Origin of the sequence: Micrococcus luteus (assembly GCF_014138885.1) — a bacterium.
In the GTDB taxonomy this organism is placed as follows: domain Bacteria; phylum Actinomycetota; class Actinomycetes; order Actinomycetales; family Micrococcaceae; genus Micrococcus; species Micrococcus luteus.
In genome coordinates this window covers 16,915-38,864 of record NZ_JACJIK010000002.1, presented here as the reverse complement: position 1 = coordinate 38,864, position 21,950 = coordinate 16,915, and the positions used below count along the sequence as shown (strand labels likewise).

Below are 21,950 nucleotides of genomic sequence, written 5' to 3'. Positions count from 1 at the left end.
ATTGGTTCAGTGGTTTTCGGCGTACTCCATTGCCTCGCTGCCGCGCCCGTAAGCGCGGAGCAGCCGATTGGTCAGAGCGGCTCCACTAGCCAGCATGACAGCGAGGACGATCATCGTGACCAAATAGGCCGTGTCGTAGGCGGAGGTGGCGGCTGCGATCACGTCGAGATCTCCGTCGGCGATCCCGAGGGCATCGGCAATGCTCTCCCCCGCTGCGGCGGGAGTGCCATCCGGGAGTCGGACGACTGTGGCGTAGACGAAGGTCAGGAGGCTCCCGAGGAGTGCTACAGCCGAGAGGGAGCCCATCTCATAGGAGACTTCTTCGATCGAGGCCGCCATGCCGGCCTTTCGCGGAGGCGCGTTGCCCATAATGGCGGCGGAAGCGACGGCGAAGGTGCCGCCCAGGCCGAAGCCGGTCACGATGAAGCTGACGACCAGCAGGGGTAGTGATCCGTTCGCAGAGGCCAGCACGGCGAGAGCTAGTCCTAGGGCGGCGATGGCGAGGCTGCCGGAGATAATGATCCGCAGGCCCACGATGTGCAGGATCGCGGCCCCTAGGACACCTGAGGGCAGGGCGCCAAGCGCGATGGCTGCGACTAGCAGGCCTGCTTGCAGGGGGGTGAAGCCCTCGACGAGCTGGAAGCGCTGTGTGGTCGCGAGCTGGGCGCCAGCGATGGTGAACATCGCGAAGAAGGCTGCCAGAGAGCCGCCAGCGAAGGCGCGGTTGCGGAAGATGGAGAACTCGATGAGTGGTTCTTCCAATCGGCCCTGGCGTCGCACGAAGAGGACGAACCCGATGACTGCTGACGCCAGCGCCCCTGCGATCAGAACCCAGTTCTGTGGAATATGGGCCAGTTCCTTGATGACGAGCACGGTGCCCACCAGCCCGACCATCGCATAGAGGGATGAGACGAGATCCCACTTCTTCGACGGATCGGGATGGTTGTGCGGCGCGATGATTGCGGTCGCCACAAGTGCGATGGCAACAACGGGGACATTGATGAGGAAAACAGATCCCCACCAGAACCGTTCGAGAAGGGCGCCGCCGAGAATGGGTCCGAGCGCTGCCCCCGCGATCGACAGGCTCCCCCAGATGGCGATGGCGATGTTGCGCTCACGAGGATCGTCGAACGCGAGGCGGATCAGAGCAAGCGTGGCGGGCATCATCGCTGCGGCCCCCACAGCGAGGAGTGCCCTGGCGCCGATCAGGAAGGCAGGGTTGGGCGAGAATGCCGCTGCCAGTGATGCGGCACCGAAGATCCACAGGCCGACGACGAACATTCGGCGGTGGCCGATGCGATCGCCCAGTGTGCCTGCTCCCAAGAGGAGGCCAGCCATGACCAGGGGGTAGGCGTTGATGATCCACAGTGTCGAGGATCCGGACGCGCCGAGGTCTGCGGTCAACGTAGGCAAGGCGGTGTAGAGGATCGAATTGTCGAGGGTGATGAGTAGCAGGCCGGCCCCCACGGTCATGAGCAGCCACCACCGCCGCGGCGATGATCCAACGTCGTTCACTGTTGTACCCCTGTCCTCTGCCTGTAGTCGCATCAACGAAACTATAATAACAGGTTAGTAAAGTAAACGTCAACGCTCCGACAGAGGGATGCCTCACAATCCAGCTGGGTGTTCATTGCCCCATCCCGGCGTCAAGCCGGGTATACCCCTTTACACGCCCCGGGCCCGCACGAGACCATCACGTCAGAGACGGTCCCAAACCGGGTCGTTAGACAGAAGTGTCGGAGGGTCTAAGACGTGGTTGGACAGACCGTAGGGTACGTGCGGGTGAGCTCGGCCGAGCAGAACCTGGACCGCCAACTCGAGGCGGTGGGGGAGTGCGACCGCATCTTCGAAGACAAGATCTCCGGCAGCTCCCGAGCCAAGCGCGCCGGGTTGGCGGAGCTGATGCAGTACGTCCGTGAGGGGGACCTGGTGAGGGTTGCCTCGATGGACCGGCTCGGCCGGGACACCCGCGACTTGTACGCCATCGTGGATGAGCTCACTGCCAAGGGGTGCGCGGTGCAGTTCGTGTCCGAGCGGATCACCGTGGACAAGTTCGGCACCTCCCCGGTCGATGGGCTCATGCTGAGCATCCTGGCGGCGTTCGCCGAATTCGAGCGCCGGCGGATCAAGGAGCGTCAGGCGGAGGGTATCGCCCTGGCCAAGGCCCGCGGCAAGTACGTGCAGGCCCCGAAGATGTCAGACAGGGATGTGGAGCAGGCCCGGGCGATGATCGACATGGGTATCCCCAAGGCGGAGGTGGCGCGCACGTTCGGGGTCAGCCGGCAGACGCTGTACACCTCATTAGAGCGCTCTGTTGCTTAGGTGTCGGCGCGTGCAGGAACGCCGTCAGAACCGCACTGAGCTGTTCGGGGTTGTCTTCAGAAATGTGATGGCCCGGGCCGGATCCGCGTGGTTGGCCTCGCCCATGCGTTCCGGGCCGGGCCGGTACCAGCCCAGCGGGTCGGCCGTGATGACCGGTTCGGCCTTCGGGGAGACGAAGAAGAACCGGTGCCACCACTTCTGCGCGGATCGGGCGTCCGCGCTCCACGGCCTCGAGGCTGGGCACACCGTCCAGCGCGGCAAGCCCGGAGACCCGCTCGGGGTGGTTAAGGGCTGTCCGGCAGCCCACATAGCTGCCGCGGTCGTGCCCGCCTGCGGCGAAGCGTTCGTGCCCCAGGCGGGACATTAGTCGGGCGACGTTCTTGGCCATGGCCCGATTGCTGTAGACGGGGTGGCCGGGATCCGGCTCCGGCGTGGAGGACTGTCCGTATCCGCGCAGCTTCCGACAGACCTCAGCGATCCCCGCCGCAGCGAGAGCGGGGGCCACCACGCGCCACGTCATCAAGGTTCGCGGGTCCCCGTGCAGGAGCACGGCACCGGATCCTGGCCGCCGTGCGCCACGCGCAGACAGATTCCTTCCTGCACCTAGATGAGCTCCCCGGTGAAGCCGGCGATGGTCGTGGAGTCATGACGAACATCTGGGCCCTCCGGTGGGAATACCGCAAACCCAACTTCAAGGCAGACACTCTAAGACCAGTCCGGCAATACTCCAGCCACTTCCCACGTCTCCTCCATGACGAAATTCACCGGTGGGGTCGGCCCGGCGTAGTAACTCTCGAAGAAATTTCCATCCCGGTAATGAATACCCTTCCCAAGGACCCAGCCCGAGGTGGTCTCTCTCCAGTAGAAGGCAGAATCGCCGCTCCCCGCAACGTGTTGATCTACACCATGGACCAGGGGGAGCCCCCGCTTGGTGAAGTCAGTCGTGTCATAGACAGCGCCTACGAGGTCTGTCCGGAAATGGCCTAGCCGACGGTGCCACCCCATAGCCGAGTTGGCGAGCAGGTGCAGAACACTCTTGGTCTCGCGGAACTCGCGTTGGTCAATGCGTCGGCCCTGCGAGTCCAAAGCGGAGCTACCCGCGTTCTCCTCTTCTCTACTAGTGCGGCGACGCTCCGTGAGGTGCTGCATCCGCGGCTGCGCCCACTCGACCAAGGCATCCAGAACTGACCAGCTCTTCGCGGAGTTGATCTCAGTGTCATAGGCCAGCTCTCGACCATGGGCAATGCCGTGACGAGACAAGCTGCCGTCCGCCTGGGTGGCATGCACGCTTGCACCGTACGTCGACTGCAACGCTGCCAGGCCGGATGCGACACTTACGAGAAGACGGGGATCGACGACGTCGGCCCTCCATTTCTCTGAGGCGCTGAAGAATTTCTTACCCTCCGTGACGTCTGCAGCTATTCCTTCTATCTGAGCGTGGATAAGGGGGATGGAGGCCTCATACCGGCTGTTCTCATGATGCGTGGCAGCAAGGCGAAGCAGTCGTGCGCGCTCTTTATATAGGGGACCCATCTCAGGGTCATCGACCGCCATCGTCTGTACCCGAGCGCACACTTGCTTAATGCGCCATGAGCCCTCGTTCCGCCACTGCAGAGCCAGTTCCGCATCGGCTTCGTCCCCACGCCCCTCCGAGACGAGCTGGAGTGCTCGCCGGATGACCGCAGTGTCCATACCCATGACAGCCCAACCGCGGGGCACTAGAACCGTGAACGCCCCTTCGATGTCTCTGAGCACACTACGGAAGGCGGCCCCTGTCTGAGCAATTCGCTCCCATTCGGCCCCTAGTTCCCGGCCAAGCGCAGCTGTCCATGACTCCCCTGCGTCTCCGGGGTTGACGGCTTCCATGAACGAGCGGATCTCACCGAGAGGGTCGATCGCGCCCCAAATCTGCTCTTGGATGCTGCTGGGCGGGCTGGTCTGGTCCATGGTGACATCCTCTCAGGGCTGGGCATGTCTACGAAGACATCGGGATGGGTCGGGCAGCCTGTATGTCGCCACGCGGGCCTTGAAAGGATGGACGGATTCCGACGAGTCTTCTCTTCGCGTCCCCCGATAGTGCCGCTCACGCGCGTCGTCGACGTGGATGCCGGGGATGGTAGATCATGTTCTCTGTGGACAGAATTTCTTGGGACCGGCACTCCGGTGAAGATGTCGAGCATGCGGTAGCAATGTTTCTTGCACGAGACTTCCCGACGGCTGCAGAAAATATCAAGCCCTCACGAGGTGATGGGGGGATCGACATCCTCGTGCGCCTGGATCCAGGGTTTGCCGTGTACCAAGTCAAGAGCTTTGGCTCCGCGGACCAGCGGGCGAAGAACCTCACCTCTAGTCAGAAGCGCCAAGTGGAAGAGTCCATGGAAGCGTTGCGAAGTGATCCTAGAACTCAAGGCCTGGATGTTCGTCAATGGCACCTAGTTATGCCCTTGGACCCGACTTTGGAGGCCAAGAAATGGCTTCGAGAAACAGCAAAAAGCAAAGGTCTTCCCGAGCCTGTATGGCATGGAATCTCGGCATGTGATGCCTGGGCGGCGAAGTACCCCGATATTATTGACTACTACTTCGAAGGCAGCAGGGAAACGATAAAGGCCAAAGCTCAGGATCTTTTGAAGATATTCAAGCCGGACCCTGGCCAGGTGGCAACATGGGACCCGGTGGATACTCTGGATTACGTGCAGGGTACAGCTGAGACCCTAAGCAGGCAGGATCCCCATTACAAATACGGGGTCTCTTCCACACCAATCCCCGAAGGGGTGGCGGATATAAAAGAGTTCATTTCCGAGCACGTGCAGGCGGTCTCCCAGTATCCCGTTCCTATGATGGTAGCTGCTCGTGTTAGTGGACCCTGGATCAGCGTTCTGCAGGTGCACGCGAAGACGTCACTCTCCTACGCCCTTGAACCTCTCGAGGTGAAAGTGAGCCCCCGGTTCGGCGCGGAGAGTGCTCATACTGGGGTCTGGAAAGAAGCTCTAGTATTCGGCAAGCCGCTGGACCTGCCCTTTGGATCCGTCGACGTTGATCTTACTGCCCCGGGTGGGCTGGGTGGCCAACAGCAGGGTGCCGCGATACGCATCACCCCCCATGCCCCAACTGCTTCATCGAAGATTCGCGCCCGGCTTGTAGCTCCTGACGGTTCCAAAGCCGCTGAACTCTTGATGACGCAAGTCTTGGCTACCACCGGAATAGCGCAAGACGAACTCGGCCCCGTGGGGGCTTATAGCGAGTTCCATGATGAGCTTGGAGCCATCGCGCTGGCGGTGACCTATTCCAGGGCTGCGGATGAGGCTAAAATTAACATAGATGAGCGTGCCGATATGGTCGGGCGGGCGGCTATCAGAGTACTGCCGGTAGCCCAATTCTTGGCTAACGCGACAGAGCCTAATCGTCTACTCGTGGCGCCAGAGTATGGACCCTGTAACGAGGCTAAAGCGGTTCCACTTCCCCCTATGAATTCGGATCAACTCGAGCGTCACCGGGCCATCTTAGCGGTCGCCAGCTCGTTGGCGGCTCTGCAGCAGTTCACCAGTGTGGAGCTCCTCATGCCCAGTGACGAGGATTTACAAGACAGCTTCAGAGACATCCAGATAGCGGGCCACCTTGCACGGGGACACAAGGTGCACATCGTCGGTATGAGGGAGATTAGGGGACCATCTGACGCATTCACTAGCGACCGAGACCAGGTGCGATCCCGTTTCTCCTTTAGTATAGATATCTGTGGAACGTGGATTGATTTGGGGGAGGTCGATCAATTCTTCACCGGCCGGCGATGCGGTGACGCCCAACTCGCTGAAGACGGGCTCGAAGAATGCTGGCAAGTCGAGGGCAAACGCATCACCCTTCAAAGAGTTGCCGAAGGATAATAAAACCTGGTGTCGTGGCGAGACCCGGTGCGATTGGAGCTGACTGCGACCCGTGCGATCAGACGCCCATTTTGGCGCAGCGGGTAAAGAGCAGTCCCTGCCGCTCCAGCTCAGTCCGGCACCGGCGGGGTGCTCCCATGATCTTGTCCACCACGGTGTCGATGCCGTCGGAGCCTTCACCAGGGCCGGGTCCATGCTCAGAGGTGCATAGTGCTGGGCCAGGGAGTGCTCGGGATGGAGAGCCCGGGCTTCGAGGACCTTCTGGCCGGCCCTAGTTAGGGAGGCCCGTTCCTTGTCGGTGAGGGCGGGCAGGGGGAAGCCGTTCCAGGTGATCGTGCTGGAGAACGAGAGATCGGACTTCATGCGTCCTCCGACGGTCTTCATCCAGGTGATGAACATCGAGGAGGAGGCCACGGCGAAGACGATGCCGTCGGGGTCCACGGCGCCGTAGACCTTGTTGGAGATGGTGACGTCGGGTTCGAAGTGGGCCACGGGCAGGTAGGCGCGTGCTGAATCGCCCCGGGTCTGGTGGAGGCTCTGATCCAACGGGAAGGGTGCAGGCCATGTCAGCATCATGGAAGTACCCTGACGAGCTCCGCGAACGTGCCACGCGGATGACCCTGGAAGCCCGCCAAGACCCCGCCACGAGGACCGGAGCATTCCGCCGCGTAGGAGAACAGCTCGGGATCAACCCTGAGACGCTGCGCAGCTGGGTCCGCCAAGCCGAGATCGACGGTGGCCACCGCCCCAGGATCACCTCCAGCGAAGCCTCCCGGGTGGCCGAGCTGGAGAAGGAGAACCGTGAGTTGCGGCGGGCGAACGCGATCCTGCGCTCGGCCTTGCTCGCGGCAAGTACGTGCAGGCCCCGAAGATGTCTGATCAGGACGTGGAGCAGGCGCGCGTGATGATCGAGATGGGGATCCCGAAGGCGGAGGTGGCGCGCACGTTCGGGGTGAGCCGGCAGACACTGTACACCTCGTTGCGCCGGCCAGCCTCAGACTGAGCTCATCCTCGGCCGCCGGCGTCCCTTGAGTTTCTGCTTCAGTACGCGGGCGCGGCCTTGTACAGGGATTGGGCGTCTTGGGCTGCGTGGACGCCGGCCTGGACGACGTCGTTCTTCATGTCCAGCACCCGCAGCTGCCCCTCGATCTCAGCGACGGCTTCGATCCGGCCGAATGCGTCCCCGTGGGTCTGGGCGTACTCGGCCAGGCCCCGCAGCTTGGGCAAGGCGTCGGCCAGGTGCGTGCCGTGGGGGTCCACGATGTCCGCGCGGATCGTGCCGTCCTGGTTGGCGTGGAAGAACACGAAGTCCGGGCGCAGGGCCTGCCACTGGCCGGTGCCGTCCTGGTACGGGATCGCCAAAGACTGCTTGGAGGTCCGGGAGGGGTTGCGGTACCAGCCCCGGAAGGAGGGCTCGGCTGCTTCGGAGTCCAGTACCTGCCGCTCCCAGGTGTTCAGATCCACTGGTGCGGTGCCGTCCTCGGCGGCCATCAAATGCAGGGTGCGGGTCTCCAGAGGACGCTCGCTGCCATCAGGGAGGCGCTCCTGCTGGTCGGCCTGGGCCAACTTCGGGCGGGTCAGGTCCACACGTTCAGGTTGACGGGCCATCTCCCGCACCCGGTCGTAGACGGCCTGGCGCTCATCGCTCAGACCGTTGATCTGCACGCGGTGTTGGCTCAGCCAGTCCTGCACGAGCTTGTCGGCCTTGGCCTCCAGATCGGCGAGGACCTCGGGGGTGCGGGCCAGGGAGGCGATGATGATGTCCCCCTCGCGCAGGTCCAGCTCCTCTTCGTCCTCGGGGACGATGTGATCGATGTAGGCCCCGGCGATCCAGCCGGTGAGGGTGCGGGCCGCCGCGGCGGCGGCCTCCTCGATGGCCCGGTCATTGGCCAGCAGCTCCAGACTGGTGGTGCTCAGCTTTGCGGTGCCCAGCCGGCCGGTCAACCGCTGGGCCGACAGGGTGAGCACATCCTGGCGGGCCGCGGCGATCTGCTCGGAATACTGGACCCTGCATCCGTCCAGGAGCTTGCACATCGACTGTTTGGCGGTCTTGACCGCCCCGGGCAGCAGCTCGTCGTGGGAGAGGGCGTTGGCCAGGATGTCCAGGCGCTTGAGCGGTTTGGTGGCGCCCTGGGGGATGTTCATCGAGGGCAGGGCGTCGAACACCGCCCACACCTCTTCTGCCACCGCCGGGTTCGGTGTCAGGGTGACCGGGTCGAACAGCACCCGCCGGGCGGCCTGCTTGCCGGGGTCGGAGGTGGTGTCGTCCATGTCGGACTGTCCGCGCATCAAGGTTTGGGCGATGGCGGTGGAGGTGGTCTTGTCGAAGTGGGGCAGGAAGCAGTCGATGGAGTTGAGCACCTCGTTGCCTGGGATGCGTCGGGCCAGGGGGGTGCGGACCATCCGGCCCAGCAGCTGGTGGACGTAGGTGGCGTCCTTGTAGGTGCGGAAGGACATCAGCACTTCCGCCCTGGGGCAGTCCCATCCGGTGGAGATCGCCTCCATGGCCAGCAGCACCCGGATGTGCGTGGTTTCCTGCACTCGCTGTGGGGCGATGTAGTTGACGATCTGGCCGGGCAGGTGCCGGTCGGTGTGGGTGCCGAAGACGTGGGCGATGTCCTGGGGCCGTAGCTCGGGCCACTCCTGGTGGATGACGTCCAGGATCCGGGAAAGGTGCTCATCGGAAGGCTTGTCGGCGACCTGCACGACCAGCAGCGGCACCACCGGGTTCGGTTCGCCCTGCTCGGCGGCGTAGGCGGCCCAGGCCCTGGTGGAAGCCTTCGTGCGGGCCACGGCCTCGCGCAGCAGCGTGGTGTCGAAGGCGCCGGCTTCCTCGGGGATGGTGAGGACCACATCGTCCTTGAGCAGCCCGGAGGCCTGCACGAGCGCGGGGTCCACCTGCACGGGGGAGAGCGCGTCCCGGTCGGTGGCGTGGGCCATGGCCTGGGTGAAGCGTTCCACGGTGGCGGAGATCCCGAGCACGATCGGCATGGCCGGGGCCAGGGCGGTGCCGTTGATCAGGCGCTGGACGATGGTGGCCCGTTCCTGGTCGTTCTTCTTGGTGGTCTTCATGCCCCGGTGGGCCTCGTCCAGGATGAAGTACAGGGTTCGTCCGGGGGTGGCCACGGTGTTGGCGATGACGTCGTAGATGGTCCGCTGGGCCATGTCGGGGGCGGTCATCACCGGGGTGGCAGCGTTGGTGGGGTCCTGGGCCCCGCGCACCAGGCGGGCCCCTTCACGCAGCTTCTGAGCGTTGAGGAAGTACACCTGGCCGGCGGCGAAGGTGGTCTCGGCGAAGGAGTTCTCCACGGTGCGCAGCCGGCCATCGAGCTCGGAGGAGGCGGCGTGGATCCGGGCGCGGGACTGATCGTTCAGGTCCGGGTCGTCGGAGAACCAGAGCACGGTGGCCCCGGGGTCGGGGGCGATGTCCTCGGTGTACTGGTCGGAGCCGAAGAACAGGGCCTCGATGATGGCTGCGGCCATCACGGTCTTGCCAGCCCCGGTGGCCGCGGCCAGGGAGAACTGGGACAGGACGCCGTCGTCCTGGTAGTTCTTCCTGGCCCGATGCAGCCGGTTCAGGACCTGCTCGACAGCCTGGGCCTGGTAGTCCTTGAGGGTGTAACGCATGGGGGTCAGGCCCTCCGGTTGATCTGGAAGTTGTGCAGGTAGGACTCGTACAGGCGCACCGGCGTGGTGTGTTCGGGCAGCTGCCGGGCCACGGACTGGAAGGCCGCCTCGGAGTCGGTCACGATGAACGCCACCCCTACCTGGGGGTCGCCCTCCAGAGCGGCCAAGAACTCGGGGGCATGGTCCATGTCCTCGAGCACCCCGTAAGCCTGAGCCACATCCCAGCCTCGTTCCGGAAGGCTGGAGATGATCCGGCCGCGAGAGCCGGCCTTGAGCCAGAGCATCGGCGCGACCCGGGCGAAGGCACGGTTGCGGCGCACCTGCCGGGGCGCCTCATAGGTCAGGGTGAAGAACGCCGCGTTCTCCTCGAAGCCATCGGCCATGGGGAACTCGTCGGTGAACTTGTACTCGCCCTTGATCGGGTCCCCGGCCGGGGTCCTACCGGTGATCGCAGCGGTCACGCGGGGCTTGGTGACGTAGTCGCAGATGCCCCACTGCTCCCACTCCGCATCCCCCGGGCGCAGCCCCTTCGCCCGAAGACCCTTCTGCTCCTCAGCGGACACCTCGTTGTTCGTCACGGAGATGCACTGACGACGCCCACCGTCCTGCTTGTTCAGGCGCATGACTGCGTGGGCCGTGGTGCCGGACCCAGAGAAGAAGTCCAAAACGACCGCGTTAGGCTTAGTAGAGACGAAGAACCGTAAAGTGTCTTCCACTGCATAGAGAGACTTGGGGTAGGAAAACTTCCCCTTTCCAATCAGTGTCTCGATAAGTCGGGACCCATGTACGCCGGCATCGTGTCTAGGAATGTTCCACACGCTAGGCGGGACGAACTTCCCGGGGCCATTACTTGCCGGCTTGGTCACTAAAGAACCGTCGGCTTCACGACCCACCACAACATACTCCCCCGAGGCGACCCGATCTCGGTCACCCTTCTTGACGTAGTAGATTGCCGCCCTCCGCTTTTTCACCGGACCACTGCGCATAAAACCATCCCGAATCAGTTCGCGTGCGTTTGGCGCGCTGATCTGCCACCGACCCTCTTGGCCATCGCTTCGACGCGGCCATACTGCGATGGTCCCGCGCGGCGGCTCATGTGCGTTGGAAACATCTACATTGAGCGCCAATGGGTTGCCCACGGAATGAATTCCTGATCCGTCGGTAGAGACGTAAATCGGGTAAAAACCTCCGGGGCTGTAGCGTCGGTACCCTGTCGAATCGGTGCGGCTAAGGGATGCCCAGTGCATGGCCCCTCGCACGGTTTTCCCCTCAGCGCCTTGCGCGAGCCACATCTTGTCCAAAGACTGAGGTGCAGGGGCTGAGGCCCCTAATTGGACGATGAAAATGAACTCATTGACACGCCCAAACTCGCCCGAGCGGGCAACTGCGCGCACATTGATATTCGCGGAGATCATCTGAATGCGTGCCTCCGAGAAGACCTGCTCGAGGAGCATTCCGAGTCGGAGGTACTCCTTCTCGTCAATGGTGACGATCAGGACGGAATCCTCGGGATTGAGCAGTTCCTTGGCGATGAGGAGGCGGCGTTCCATGAAGGACAGCCACTTGGAGTGGCGGTAGTCGTCGTCGGCGGCGACATAGTCGTTGTTGTACTTCCAGTCCTTCGCGCCCGTGTTGTACGGCGGGTCGATGTAGATGCAGTCCACCTTGTGGCGGTGGGTGTATGTGAGCATTTCGAGGGCGTGGAAGTTCTCGGCGTTGATGACCGTGTGGAACGGTTTGTCCCCGCCGTTTTCGACGCGGCCTGTCTCGACCAGGCCCGGGTAGATCGGGTCCTCGAAGCGGGCGACGACCACCAGGTCCTCGAGTGCTGCTGTTGAGGTGGCCGGCTCGCGGACCTCGGGGTCGACGTCTGCTTCGGTCAGGTGGGCTTGCTTGCCGTCTGGGGTGCGTTCGAGGTCGGTGACGACCCAGTGTCGGGTGTCCCCGATGGTGAGGCTTCCGCGCGGGGGCAGTACCCGGACGGTGTCTCCGCGGCGCACGGGTCGGCCGGGCAGCTCGACGGCTTCGGGCTGATGGCGCTCGAACACGAGACCGAACTGGCTGCGCTGGGTGAGTTGACGGAACTCAGCTTCCAGGTCTGCGGCCAGCTGTGGGTCGGTCTTGTGGGCCTGGGCGAGCAGGTCAGTCAGTCGAGACACGGGTGTTCTTTCTCTGGGCCGAGTGGCATGGGGCGCTGTCCGCGCTAATCCTGCCCATCCTAGGGACCGGGGATCTCGTGCCGAGCAGGGGCTTCACGCGAGCTTAGGATCAGCTGCGATGCGACTTCGCATCGCGTCATCCGCTCGAGTAAGGAACTCGCCCATGTCACGACGCTCTCTGGCTTCTCTGGCCACTGCTGCTGTTTTCGTCGCCACCGCTGTCCTCGGGGGTGCGGGCCCGGCGGCGGCCGGCGCCACGTATTCGGCCCCATTGCGCACGGCTGTGGCGTCGTTGCCGGTGGCGGCGGAGAAAAATGCCGGTTATGACCGGGCTGCCCAGTTCGGGGACTGGAAGGATGCGAACAGGGACTGCCAGAACACGCGGGCGGAGGTGTTGATCGCAGAGTCCAAGACCACCCCGAAGTTCACGACGGCCCGTAAGTGCACGGTGGCCACGGGCAAGTGGGTGAGCAGCTGGGATCTGCGCACGCACACGTCTGCATCGACGGTGCAGATCGATCACATGGTGCCTGTGCATGAGGCGTGGGGCTCGGGAGCCCGGTACTGGACCAAGGCCAAGCGGGTGGCGTTCTACAACGACTTGGGGGATGCCCGGTCGCTGAACGCGCAGACCTCGGCGTTGAACTCTGCCAAGCAGGCCCGCGGTCCGGAGCAGTGGCTGCCGCCGAAGAACCAGTGCCAGTACATCGCGGACTGGACCGCGGTGAAGATCCGCTGGGGGTTGAAGGCTGACGCCACGGAGAAGGCGTTTCTGGTGAAGAAGGCCGCCTCCTGCGCGAACACCACCCTTAAGGTGACCCGGTACTGAGGCTGCACGGCCGCAGTGGTGCCCATCCCCTGGCCGTTGACGGCTGCGGGTGTGGGCGTTGGTCCACCCGGGGGCCGGCTCGAGGACTTGTGAATCGCCCCGGGTTTGTTAGAGGCTCGTAAGTGCCGCCCCGGCAGGCGCCGGCACGGGATTCTCATGATGGTAGACGGGGCGTGTCAGATGGTCTGTGTAAGCCGTACCGAGAGGAACGGTAAGAATCATGACCATGATCGACGAGAAGAACCCAGGCGAGCCCTCGGGCCAGGACCTGGTCGAGCAGCTGAAAGCCTCAGGGCAGCTTGATGCCCTGTTCGCGCAGATCGACGCGGGCGGCGTCGAGCTCACCGGTGACGGCGGGTTCGTGCCCGCGCTGGTCAAGGCCGCGCTCGAGCGGGGCCTGCAGGCCGAGCTGACCAGCCATCTGGGCTACGAGAAGGGCTCGAGCGAGGCGCCGAAGCACGCCAACTCCCGCAACGGGACCACCCCGAAGACCGTGGAGTCCGAGGTCGGGCCGATCGAGCTGGACGTCCCGCGAGACCGGGGCGGGTCGTTCACCCCGCGCCTGGTGCCCAAGGGCCAGCGGCGCCTCGGGGGCCTGGATGACATGATCATCAGCCTCTATGCCGGCGGAATGACGATCCGGGACATCCAGCACCACCTGGCCTCCACGATCGGCACGGACCTGTCGCACGAGACGATCTCCAACATCACCGACGCCGTGAGCGAAGAGGTCCTGGCGTGGCAGTCGCGGCCGCTGGAGGAGTTCTATCCGGTGATCTATCTCGACGCAATCCGGATCAAGATCCGAGAGAACAGCCAGGTCCTCAACCGTGCCGCCTACATCGCCGTCGGCGTGGACCTCGAGGGCATCAAGCACGTGCTGGGGATCTGGGTCCAGGACACCGAGGGCTCGGCGTTCTGGGCCCACGTCTGCGCCGATCTCGCCAACCGGGGCGTGCAGGACGTGCTGATCGTGTGCTGCGACGGGCTCAAGGGCCTGCCGGAGGCGATCGAGGCGACGTGGCCGGACTCGATGGTCCAGACCTGCGTGGTTCACCTGATCCGGGCCGCGATGCGGTTCGTGGCCTACCAGGACCGCAAGAAGGTCGCCGCCGCGCTGAAGCCGATCTACACTGCCCCCAACGAAGAGACCGCGAGGAAGGCGCTGGCCGAGTTCGAGGCCTCCGAGCTCGGCACGAAGTACCCGTCTGCAGCCGCGACCTGGGCGAACTCCTGGGAGCGGTTCATCCCGTTCCTGCAGTTCCCACCCATGCTCCGCAAGGTCATCTACACGACCAACAGCATCGAGTCGCTGAACTTCCAGCTACGGAAGGTGACCAAGAACCGCGGCCACTTCCCCTCGACCGAGGCGGCGGTGAAGCTGCTCTGGCTGGCGATCTGCAACATCGAAGACAAACGCGCCGCCGAACGCGCTCGGGACCGGGGCAAACCCGCCGGCCAGCGCAAAGCCCAGGGCCGGCTCGTCGAAGGCCAGGCCGTCACGAACTGGAAGCAGGCCCTCGCCCAGCTCGCCGCGGCCTACCCCGACCGGATCAACCCCTACCTGTGACCACCCCGCTTACACAGACAAGTTGACACGCCCGGTAGACGTCCTCGAACTCGACCGGAGGAACCATCCCGATCTCGCCGTGCACACGCCGATGGTTGAACCAGTCGATGTACTCCGCGACCGCGATCTCCAGGCCCTCGATGGACTTGAATGGCCCCTTGTTCCGGATCAGCTCCGCCTTGAACAGCGAGTTGAACGCCTCCGCGAGGGCATTGATGCTCCTATAGTTGTCAACTCGCGATCTGACCGGTGCGAGGGTTGGTCTTCACGAGGTGGTATACCTCGCGGATCACGTACTGGGCTGTCACCGAGCGCACCATCTGGGGTAATCCCACCTTCGTCTCCTTCCGCTGAGCCCAGCGACTACCCGCGGCGCGCACCCCACCATCGAGTGGGGTGCGCGCCGTTTTGTCGCCCTCGCCTGCGGTTAGGAGGAGTGCGGATCCGTGGGCGCTAAGTGTGCAAGGGACGTTCGGATTCACCTCGATGCACCGACGGGCTCTCCAGTTGGATCGTGGCGTGCTCGAACGCGATCGGGAAGTGCGTCCTGACGCAGACATGGACCTCTTCGAGGATCCGCAGTGCGTGGGCTGATTCGAAGCACTCCTCCCCGACGACGACGTGAGCCGAGAAGATCGGCAGATTGCTCCCGATCGCTGAGGCGTGCAGGTCGTGGACGTCCTGGACGTGGTCGAGAGCGAGGATGTGCTCGCGCACCTGATCGAGATCCACTCCCTTCGGGGTGTACTCCATGAGGATCCGCAGTGTTTCGGCCATGATGCGGAACGCCCGAGGCACGATCAGCGCGGCGATGAACAAACCAGCCAGTGCATCGGCCTGTTGGAATCCGGTCAGCTGGATCACGATCGCGGCCGTGATCACGCCGAGCGAACCGAGAGCGTCATTGAGAACCTCGAGGAACGCGGCACGCATGTTGAGGCTCGAGTCCTTGCCTCCGGCCAGGATGAGGATCGCGGCGATGTTCGCGACCAGGCCGATCACACCGAAGATGAGCAGCTCTCCTGAGGGGACGTCCGGGGGGTCGGTTAGTCGCGAGATACCCTCGACGGCGGTGTAGGTGCCGACCACGATCAGGAGCGTGGCCTGGGCCAAGGCTGCCAGTACCTCGATGCGAGCGAATCCCCAGGTTCGGCTGCTGCTGGCCGGGCGCAACATCATGGTCGCCGCGATCAGCGCGACCAGCAGTCCGGAGGCGTCGACGAGGGCGTGCGCCGTGTCCGTGAGCAGGGCAAGACTTCCGGTGACGACGCTCCCGATCGCTTGCGCGAGCACGATGACGGAGGTGATGGCGAAGGCGATGGCGAGTCGCGTCCGGGCGGTGCTCGACCCGCTGCCGCCGTGCGAATGGTCGTGTCCTGAGCTCATCAGAGGTCCCCGTCCTCGAGGTTCTCGTGATCGCGGTGGTTCTTCAGGGAGAGGGTGGTCCCGGAGGTGTCGAGCAGGTCGTCCGCCACCTCGAGCAGGCCCTTTAGTCGGGGCAGATCGGCGAGGGTGAACCAGGAAGCGCGGCCTTCAGTGCGCGCGGTGACCAGACCGCAGTCGCGCAGGCACGAGAGATGCTTGCTGACGGTCGACTGGGCAAGGTGCATGTGTTCGACAAGGTCGCGAACTCGGTGCTCACCGGTCGAGAGGTGCTGGAGGAGAGCCAAGCGTGTGGGTTCGGCGAGGGCATGGAAGAGCGCGGCATGACTGTCTGCCACCTCGAACTGAGGCTCGGCCGGGATCGCATCAATCGTCATATGGCGATGATATCGCCATTTGGGGTTCCGTAAAGGGGTGGGACGGGACGAGTCGATCCTGATAGACGCGCGAAGGGGTCGCTCGTGGCACGTCGATACACTCGATGTGAAGCGCCCTGGGTTTCGTTCCGAGGTCAGGACGCAACGGGCGCTGAATCCTGGTCGTGAGTGTAGGCCGTCTCAACTTCTGCGGGAGTGCGGTAGCCGAGGGTCTCGTGGAGGCGGGTGGTGTTCCACCAGTGCACCCACCCCATGGTGGCCAGCTCCACCGCCTACACGGACTCCCAGATCCGCTTGGAGTGGATGAGTTCGGCCTTGTAGAGCCCGTTCACGCTCTCGGCCAGGGCGTTGATGCTCCTATAGTTGTCAACTCGCGATCTGACCGGTGCGAGGGTTGGTCTTCACGAGGTGGTATACCTCGCGGATCACGTACCTCTTGAGGCAGCGAATGATGTCTCGCTTGGACTTGCCCTCCGCGGTGCGTCGTGCCACGTAGGCGATCGTGGGCTCATGGAAGCGCATCCGCACGATGACTGTCCTGTAGATGGCTGCGTTCAGCTGACGGTGACCGCCATGATTGATCCGATGTTTTCCGCTGCTCATCCCTGAGCCTGTAGGCACGGGGCTGATGCCGGCGAGCTTGGCGAATGCTGCCTCGCTCTTGATCCGTTCGGGATTGTCCCCGGCCACGATGAGGATCTCCGCTGCCGTGTCCACGCCGATCCCGAACTGGTCGAGCAGGTGCGGCGCACGCGCGATCACGAGCCCCTTGATCATGGCCTCGAGCTCGAGGATCTCCTCGTTTAACGACAGCCACCGCCTGGCCAGCGACCGGAGCACATGACGATTGGCCTCCTCCGGCGTGCTCAGCGCGCGGGGGCGCAGGGAAGCGCAGCGGCGGGCGATCATCTTCTGCGTCTTCCCCTGCAGTACCTTGCGTAGATTTTCTTCGGCGTGCACGAGCATCGCCTTCAACGTGATCATCGCTGCAGAGCGGTCTTTGACCGCAGTGTCGTGAGCGACTTTGAGCTGACGGATCATTTCCACGCTCCCGTCGGCGCTCTTGGGCGTGGCGGTAGCGAAACCCGCGAGGACTGCGCGGGCCGCGTTCTCAGCGTCCAAGGTGTCGGACTTCCCGTTCAACCGACGCAGGCGTCGGTCTGGGCGCGAGACTTCCACGACCTTGTGCCCCTGGCGACGGATGTACGAGGCCAGACCAGCCCCGTAGGAGCCTGTGCCCTCGATGCCGAACGCGATGATGGTGCCGTAGTCCGCGGCCCATTCCAGTAGCTGCTGGTAACCGGCACGGTCGGTGGCGATCGTGCCGGTCGCGAGAATCCCACCGATCGAGTCCATGACGGCGGCCACGTGGATGTGCTTGTGGGTGTCCACGCCGATCACGACGTGACCGGAACGGGTGGGGGCGATCTGGCTCATGTACGAGGCTGTCCTTCGGCTACGGGTGCGGGGGCGGCACCGACGCCGGTGGGCGGACAGGACTGTCACGGGGACACGGTCACGAAAATGCTCCAGGCTCCTATCAGGTCACGCCCGGACCGGCGGCAGTGGTCGTACGTGCCCGGCGGGCGTGTCAACTTGTCTGTGTAAGCGGGGTGGTCACAGGTAGGGGTTGATCCGGTCGGGGTAGGCCGCGGCGAGCTGGGCGAGGGCCTGCTTCCAGTTCGTGACGGCCTGGCCTTCGACGAGCCGGCCCTGGGCTTTGCGCTGGCCGGCGGGTTTGCCCCGGTCCCGAGCGCGTTCGGCGGCGCGTTTGTCTTCGATGTTGCAGATCGCCAGCCAGAGCAGCTTCACCGCCGCCTCGGTCGAGGGGAAGTGGCCGCGGTTCTTGGTCACCTTCCGTAGCTGGAAGTTCAGCGACTCGATGCTGTTGGTCGTGTAGATGACCTTGCGGAGCATGGGTGGGAACTGCAGGAACGGGATGAACCGCTCCCAGGAGTTCGCCCAGGTCGCGGCTGCAGACGGGTACTTCGTGCCGAGCTCGGAGGCCTCGAACTCGGCCAGCGCCTTCCTCGCGGTCTCTTCGTTGGGGGCGGTGTAGATCGGCTTCAGCGCGGCGGCGACCTTCTTGCGGTCCTGGTAGGCCACGAACCGCATCGCGGCCCGGATCAGGTGAACCACGCAGGTCTGGACCATCGAGTCCGGCCACGTCGCCTCGATCGCCTCCGGCAGGCCCTTGAGCCCGTCGCAGCACACGATCAGCACGTCCTGCACGCCCCGGTTGGCGAGATCGGCGCAGACGTGGGCCCAGAACGCCGAGCCCTCGGTGTCCTGGACCCAGATCCCCAGCACGTGCTTGATGCCCTCGAGGTCCACGCCGACGGCGATGTAGGCGGCACGGTTGAGGACCTGGCTGTTCTCTCGGATCTTGATCCGGATTGCGTCGAGATAGATCACCGGATAGAACTCCTCCAGCGGCCGCGACTGCCACGCCAGGACCTCTTCGCTCACGGCGTCGGTGATGTTGGAGATCGTCTCGTGCGACAGGTCCGTGCCGATCGTGGAGGCCAGGTGGTGCTGGATGTCCCGGATCGTCATTCCGCCGGCATAGAGGCTGATGATCATGTCATCCAGGCCCCCGAGGCGCCGCTGGCCCTTGGGCACCAGGCGCGGGGTGAACGACCCGCCCCGGTCTCGCGGGACGTCCAGCTCGATCGGCCCGACCTCGGACTCCACGGTCTTCGGGGTGGTCCCGTTGCGGGAGTTGGCGTGCTTCGGCGCCTCGCTCGAGCCCTTCTCGTAGCCCAGATGGCTGGTCAGCTCGGCCTGCAGGCCCCGCTCGAGCGCGGCCTTGACCAGCGCGGGCACGAACCCGCCGTCACCGGTGAGCTCGACGCCGCCCGCGTCGATCTGCGCGAACAGGGCATCAAGCTGCCCTGAGGCTTTCAGCTGCTCGACCAGGTCCTGGCCCGAGGGCTCGCCTGGGTTCTTCTCGTCGATCATGGTCATGATTCTTACCGTTCCTCTCGGTACGGCTTACACAGACCATCTGACACGCCCTGCCCGGCCGCGGGCCCGACAGATCAACGCCAAGACACCATGTGGGTCAATCGTAGAGATGGGTCAGAGCACCACGGCCAGGACTTCCTCATCCTCGCGGAATCCGGCCCTCAGAGACTGACAGTCATACGAGTCCCCCGTCGAGCCGACTGAGGCGACTGCGCCGGCCTGGGCGAGCCGCTGGGTGTATCGCACGGCGACGTACTGGGCGGGTTCAACCGGTCGTTGCAACACCGTGCGTTGAGAGCGAGCGTAGCTGCTCGGCGAAGACCTCCGCGGGAGTCTTCCAGTCCAGGACCTTCCTGGGCCTGTTGTTCAGCGTGTACGCGACTGCTGCGAGGTCCTCGGCCGACCATCTCGACAGGTCCGTGCCCTTGGGGAAGTACTGCCGCAGCACCCCGTTCGTGTTCTCGTTCGTCGGCCGCTGCCACGGCGAGTGGGGGTCAGCGAAGAACACCTTCGTGCCCGTGGCCATCGTGAACTGGACATGCCCGGCCAGCTCCTTGCCCCGATCCCACGTCAAGCTCTGACGCAGCTGCTCCGGCACCGTCGCCATCGCCTTGATCAGGGCCGCGGTCATCGCCTCGGCCCCGTACCCACCCAGCGACGGCCCGTTCTTCACCGGCGGCCGCTCACCCCATCCCTCCAGGCGGGGCAAGTGGACCAGGATCGTGGCCCGGCTCTTGCGCTCGGCCAGAGTCCCGATCGCTGAACGCTCGGTCCCGATGATCAGGTCCCCTTCCCAGTGCCCGGGCACAGCACGATCAGCGGCCTCGGGTGGGCGCTTGCTGAACACCACGTCCTCGGTGACGTGGCCCTGGGGCTTGTTCCGGGTACGTGCCCGCGGCTCGCGCAGAGCCCGCCCGGTACGTAGGCACCCGACGAGTTCACGCTTGAGCGCCCCACGCCCCTGGATGAACAGGGACTGATAGATCGCTTCATGAGAGATCCGCATGGACACATCATCCGGGAACTCCAGGCGCAGCCGGTGGCTGATCTGCTCAGGGCTCCACGCCGTGGACCACCGCCGGTCCGCCCGGCGCGGTTTCATCTTCCGCCCCTTGAAACCGGGCCCGACCGGTCCCGGCACGGCCACGCCATCGGGGCCCAGGACCACCCCGTTCAGGCGTGCCTGGACGTAGTCGTGCAGTCGCTGGTTCGTGGCCAGCTTCGCCGGCTTGGGCCGCCTGGCAGCTTCCTGGGCCTTCCACTGCGCCACCGTGGCCCGGTACTCCTGCTTCCCGGAACGAGTGGCGCAGTTACGGCGCAGCTCACGGCTGATCGTGCCGGGATCACGTCCCAGCGTGCGTGCGATCTGACGGACCCCCTGGCCCTGGGCATGGAGGATCGCGAGCTCCTCACGCTCAGCGAAGGACAGATACCGGCCGGTGGGCTCGGCTAAGGACAGCGGGGTCATCCCGCCAGCGTGACGGAACCAGCGCGCCCCGACGGGCCAGGACACGCCCACAGTCAGGGATGCCTCGACCGTGGTGACACCGGTGGCGATCACACGCCAGAACTGGCGTTGGACCTCCCGTGAGGGCTGCGGCCTGCCAGGAGAGCGCATCGGGGCCCGCAAGGCCCGATCCGCTCTCCACTGCCGACGTGTCCCCTCGGGCACGTCACTGATCTTCCTCGCCCAGTCCTTGCTTGCCATCGCCCATACCTCCAGTGATTCCGAGAGGGTGTTGCGACGACCGATTGAATCCACCCTGGACTCCTTTATCGCTGTGATGCCGTAGCCCGGCCACGTCTTGGCCTGCACGCTGACGCGTCCAGAACGCCATCTCCAACGCGTCCAGGGCCAGGTCCGTGCGCAGCGACTTCGACAGCTGCCAGCCCAGCACCCGTCGGGAGAACACGTCGATGATGAACGCGGCGTACACCCATCCGCTGAAAGTGCGGCAGTAGGTGATGTCAGCGACCCACAGCTGGTTCGGAGCCGCCGCGGTGAAGTCGCGCTGCACCAGGTCCTGACGCTCATCCGGGCCGCGGCCTGGGACCGTGGTCCTCGGGCCCTTCGCGCGGCTGATCCCGCGCAGGCCTGCGGCTCGCATGAGCCGCTCCACCGTGCACCTGGCCACCTGCAGGCCCTCCCGCCGCAGTTGCGCGTGGACCTTTCGGGCCCCGTAGACCCCGTAGTTGGCCTCATGCACCCGCCGGATCTCAACGAGCACCTGCTCATCGCGCAGGCTGCGCGCTGAAGGAGGGCGCGTCTTGGCCGCGTAATACGTGCTCGGTGCGATCTGCGTGCCTGCTGCGGAGAGCGTGGTGCAGATCGGCTCGACACCGAACTCGTGCTTGTGTTCGTCGATATAGTCCACGATCAGCGCTGTGGGCGGTCGAGCTCCGCCGCGAAGAAAGCCGACGCCGAGCGCAGGATCGCGTTCGCCCGCCGCAGTTCACGGTTCTCCTTCTCCAGCTCGGCCACCCGGGCGGCCTCGCTGGTCGTGATCCCGGGGCGGTGGCCGTGGTCGATCTCGGTTTGGCGGACCCAGTTGCGCAGCGTCTCGGGATTGATCCCGAGCTGTTCTCCCACACGGCGGAACGCTCCGGTCCTCGTGGCGGGGTCTTGACGGGCTTCCAGAGTCATCCGCGTGGCGCGTTCGCGGAGCTCGTCGGGGTACTTCCGTGGTGCTGGCATGCTCTGCATCCTTCCGTTGGATCAGAGCCTCCACCAGACCCGGGGCGATTCACTTGTGTTCGTACCCATGTCTGTCACGGCCACCCCTGAGATCCACAAGCGAATCGTGGGCGTGTTGCGCTTTTACCTGCACGGCGAGGACG

General features: G+C 64.6%; 18 protein-coding genes, 3 pseudogenes and 1 other annotated feature. Of the genes and pseudogenes, 6 read left to right on the top strand and 15 right to left on the bottom strand.

The window, feature by feature from the left end:
- Positions 1 to 6 precede the first annotated feature (6 nt).
- Entirely contained in the window at positions 7 to 1,473 is a 1,467-nt protein-coding gene (locus HDA34_RS11495; protein ID WP_036316244.1) for an MFS transporter, read from the bottom strand.
- A 279-nt stretch (positions 1,474 to 1,752) separates the two neighbouring features.
- Here HDA34_RS11495 and HDA34_RS11490 point away from each other — a divergent pair, with 279 nt between their 5' ends.
- Positions 1,753 to 2,322 carry a recombinase family protein gene (locus HDA34_RS11490; RefSeq protein ID WP_134377517.1) on the top strand — a complete coding sequence of 190 codons (570 nt, stop codon included), beginning with the start codon at positions 1,753 to 1,755 and terminating at the stop codon, positions 2,320 to 2,322.
- Here the strand turns inward: HDA34_RS11490 and HDA34_RS12185 are convergent.
- Together HDA34_RS12185 and HDA34_RS11480 are read right to left on the bottom strand one after the other, a co-directional pair.
- A complete protein-coding gene (locus HDA34_RS12185) occupies positions 2,276 to 2,872 on the bottom strand; it encodes an alpha/beta fold hydrolase (RefSeq protein WP_208537661.1) in 597 nt (198 codons plus the stop codon). The genes HDA34_RS11490 and HDA34_RS12185 overlap by 47 nt on opposite strands.
- 155 nt (positions 2,873 to 3,027) lie before the next feature.
- Positions 3,028 to 4,269 carry a hypothetical protein gene (locus HDA34_RS11480; RefSeq protein ID WP_134377516.1) on the bottom strand — a complete coding sequence of 414 codons (1,242 nt, stop codon included), beginning with the start codon at positions 4,267 to 4,269 and terminating at the stop codon, positions 3,028 to 3,030.
- Positions 4,270 to 4,445: 176 nt separating this feature from the next.
- Between HDA34_RS11480 and HDA34_RS11475 the strand changes: the two genes are divergently transcribed.
- Positions 4,446 to 6,200 (top strand): hypothetical protein, encoded by a 1,755-nt coding sequence (locus tag HDA34_RS11475; protein WP_134377515.1) that lies wholly within the window; start codon positions 4,446 to 4,448, stop codon positions 6,198 to 6,200.
- 231 nt (positions 6,201 to 6,431) lie between these two features.
- Here HDA34_RS11475 and HDA34_RS12140 read toward each other — a convergent pair.
- Positions 6,432 to 6,773, bottom strand: a pseudogene (locus tag HDA34_RS12140) (type IIL restriction-modification enzyme MmeI); the annotation flags it as partial.
- On the opposite strand from HDA34_RS12140, the pseudogene HDA34_RS12180 reads away from it, so the two are divergent.
- Together HDA34_RS12180 and HDA34_RS11470 are read left to right on the top strand one after the other, a co-directional pair.
- A pseudogene (locus tag HDA34_RS12180) lies at positions 6,764 to 7,039 on the top strand (transposase); the annotation flags it as partial. The pseudogenes HDA34_RS12140 and HDA34_RS12180 overlap by 10 nt on opposite strands.
- Positions 7,040 to 7,071: 32 nt before the next feature.
- Positions 7,072 to 7,203: a helix-turn-helix domain-containing protein gene (locus tag HDA34_RS11470; protein ID WP_233437107.1), complete on the top strand. Its 132-nt coding sequence runs from the start codon at positions 7,072 to 7,074 to the stop codon at positions 7,201 to 7,203.
- A gap of 38 nt (positions 7,204 to 7,241) precedes the next feature.
- Here HDA34_RS11470 and HDA34_RS11465 read toward each other — a convergent pair whose 3' ends face one another.
- Together HDA34_RS11465 and HDA34_RS11460 are read right to left on the bottom strand one after the other, a co-directional pair.
- On the bottom strand, positions 7,242 to 9,827 hold the full coding sequence (locus HDA34_RS11465) for a DEAD/DEAH box helicase (RefSeq protein ID WP_134377514.1): 2,586 nt from the start codon (positions 9,825 to 9,827) through the stop codon (positions 7,242 to 7,244).
- Between the two features lie 5 nt (positions 9,828 to 9,832).
- A complete protein-coding gene (locus tag HDA34_RS11460) occupies positions 9,833 to 11,986 on the bottom strand; it encodes a site-specific DNA-methyltransferase (protein WP_134377513.1) in 2,154 nt (717 codons plus the stop codon).
- Between the two features lie 163 nt (positions 11,987 to 12,149).
- Here HDA34_RS11460 and HDA34_RS11455 point away from each other — a divergent pair, with 163 nt between their 5' ends.
- Together HDA34_RS11455 and HDA34_RS11450 are read left to right on the top strand one after the other, a co-directional pair.
- Positions 12,150 to 12,815: an HNH endonuclease family protein gene (locus HDA34_RS11455; protein ID WP_098471929.1), complete on the top strand. Its 666-nt coding sequence runs from the start codon at positions 12,150 to 12,152 to the stop codon at positions 12,813 to 12,815.
- Positions 12,816 to 13,041: 226 nt separating this feature from the next.
- A complete protein-coding gene (locus HDA34_RS11450) occupies positions 13,042 to 14,385 on the top strand; it encodes an IS256-like element ISMlu11 family transposase (RefSeq protein ID WP_012750929.1) in 1,344 nt (447 codons plus the stop codon).
- Here the strand turns inward: HDA34_RS11450 and HDA34_RS12175 are convergent.
- From HDA34_RS12175 to HDA34_RS11405, 9 genes and pseudogenes are all read right to left on the bottom strand, one after another.
- Positions 14,369 to 14,602 carry an IS3 family transposase gene (locus HDA34_RS12175; RefSeq protein ID WP_134377536.1) on the bottom strand — a complete coding sequence of 78 codons (234 nt, stop codon included), beginning with the start codon at positions 14,600 to 14,602 and terminating at the stop codon, positions 14,369 to 14,371. The two genes, HDA34_RS11450 and HDA34_RS12175, sit on opposite strands and share 17 nt — an antisense overlap.
- A gap of 236 nt (positions 14,603 to 14,838) precedes the next feature.
- Complete coding sequence (locus HDA34_RS11440; protein ID WP_041103451.1) at positions 14,839 to 15,771, bottom strand: cation diffusion facilitator family transporter; 933 nt, start codon at positions 15,769 to 15,771, stop codon at positions 14,839 to 14,841.
- A complete protein-coding gene (locus HDA34_RS11435; RefSeq protein ID WP_041103453.1) occupies positions 15,771 to 16,145 on the bottom strand; it encodes an ArsR/SmtB family transcription factor in 375 nt (124 codons plus the stop codon). The genes HDA34_RS11440 and HDA34_RS11435 overlap by 1 nt, the downstream gene beginning before the upstream one ends.
- Positions 16,146 to 16,279: 134 nt before the next feature.
- A pseudogene (locus HDA34_RS12080) lies at positions 16,280 to 16,495 on the bottom strand (integrase core domain-containing protein); the annotation flags it as partial.
- 16 nt (positions 16,496 to 16,511) lie between these two features.
- Positions 16,512 to 17,582: an IS110 family RNA-guided transposase gene (locus HDA34_RS11425; protein ID WP_041103455.1), complete on the bottom strand. Its 1,071-nt coding sequence runs from the start codon at positions 17,580 to 17,582 to the stop codon at positions 16,512 to 16,514.
- A 180-nt stretch (positions 17,583 to 17,762) separates the two neighbouring features.
- Positions 17,763 to 19,106, bottom strand: a complete 1,344-nt coding sequence (locus HDA34_RS11420) for an IS256-like element ISMlu11 family transposase (protein WP_012750929.1) — start codon at positions 19,104 to 19,106, stop codon at positions 17,763 to 17,765.
- Between the two features lie 271 nt (positions 19,107 to 19,377).
- On the bottom strand, positions 19,378 to 20,820 hold the full coding sequence (locus HDA34_RS11415; RefSeq protein ID WP_445668755.1) for an IS30 family transposase: 1,443 nt from the start codon (positions 20,818 to 20,820) through the stop codon (positions 19,378 to 19,380).
- Positions 20,786 to 21,487: an IS3 family transposase gene (locus HDA34_RS11410; RefSeq protein ID WP_166795230.1), complete on the bottom strand. Its 702-nt coding sequence runs from the start codon at positions 21,485 to 21,487 to the stop codon at positions 20,786 to 20,788. The genes HDA34_RS11415 and HDA34_RS11410 overlap by 35 nt, the downstream gene beginning before the upstream one ends.
- Positions 21,401 to 21,529: a sequence feature (AL1L pseudoknot), on the bottom strand. It overlaps the preceding gene by 87 nt.
- Positions 21,490 to 21,807: a transposase gene (locus HDA34_RS11405; RefSeq protein WP_166795229.1), complete on the bottom strand. Its 318-nt coding sequence runs from the start codon at positions 21,805 to 21,807 to the stop codon at positions 21,490 to 21,492. (Overlaps the previous feature by 40 nt.)
- Positions 21,808 to 21,950 lie beyond the last annotated feature (143 nt).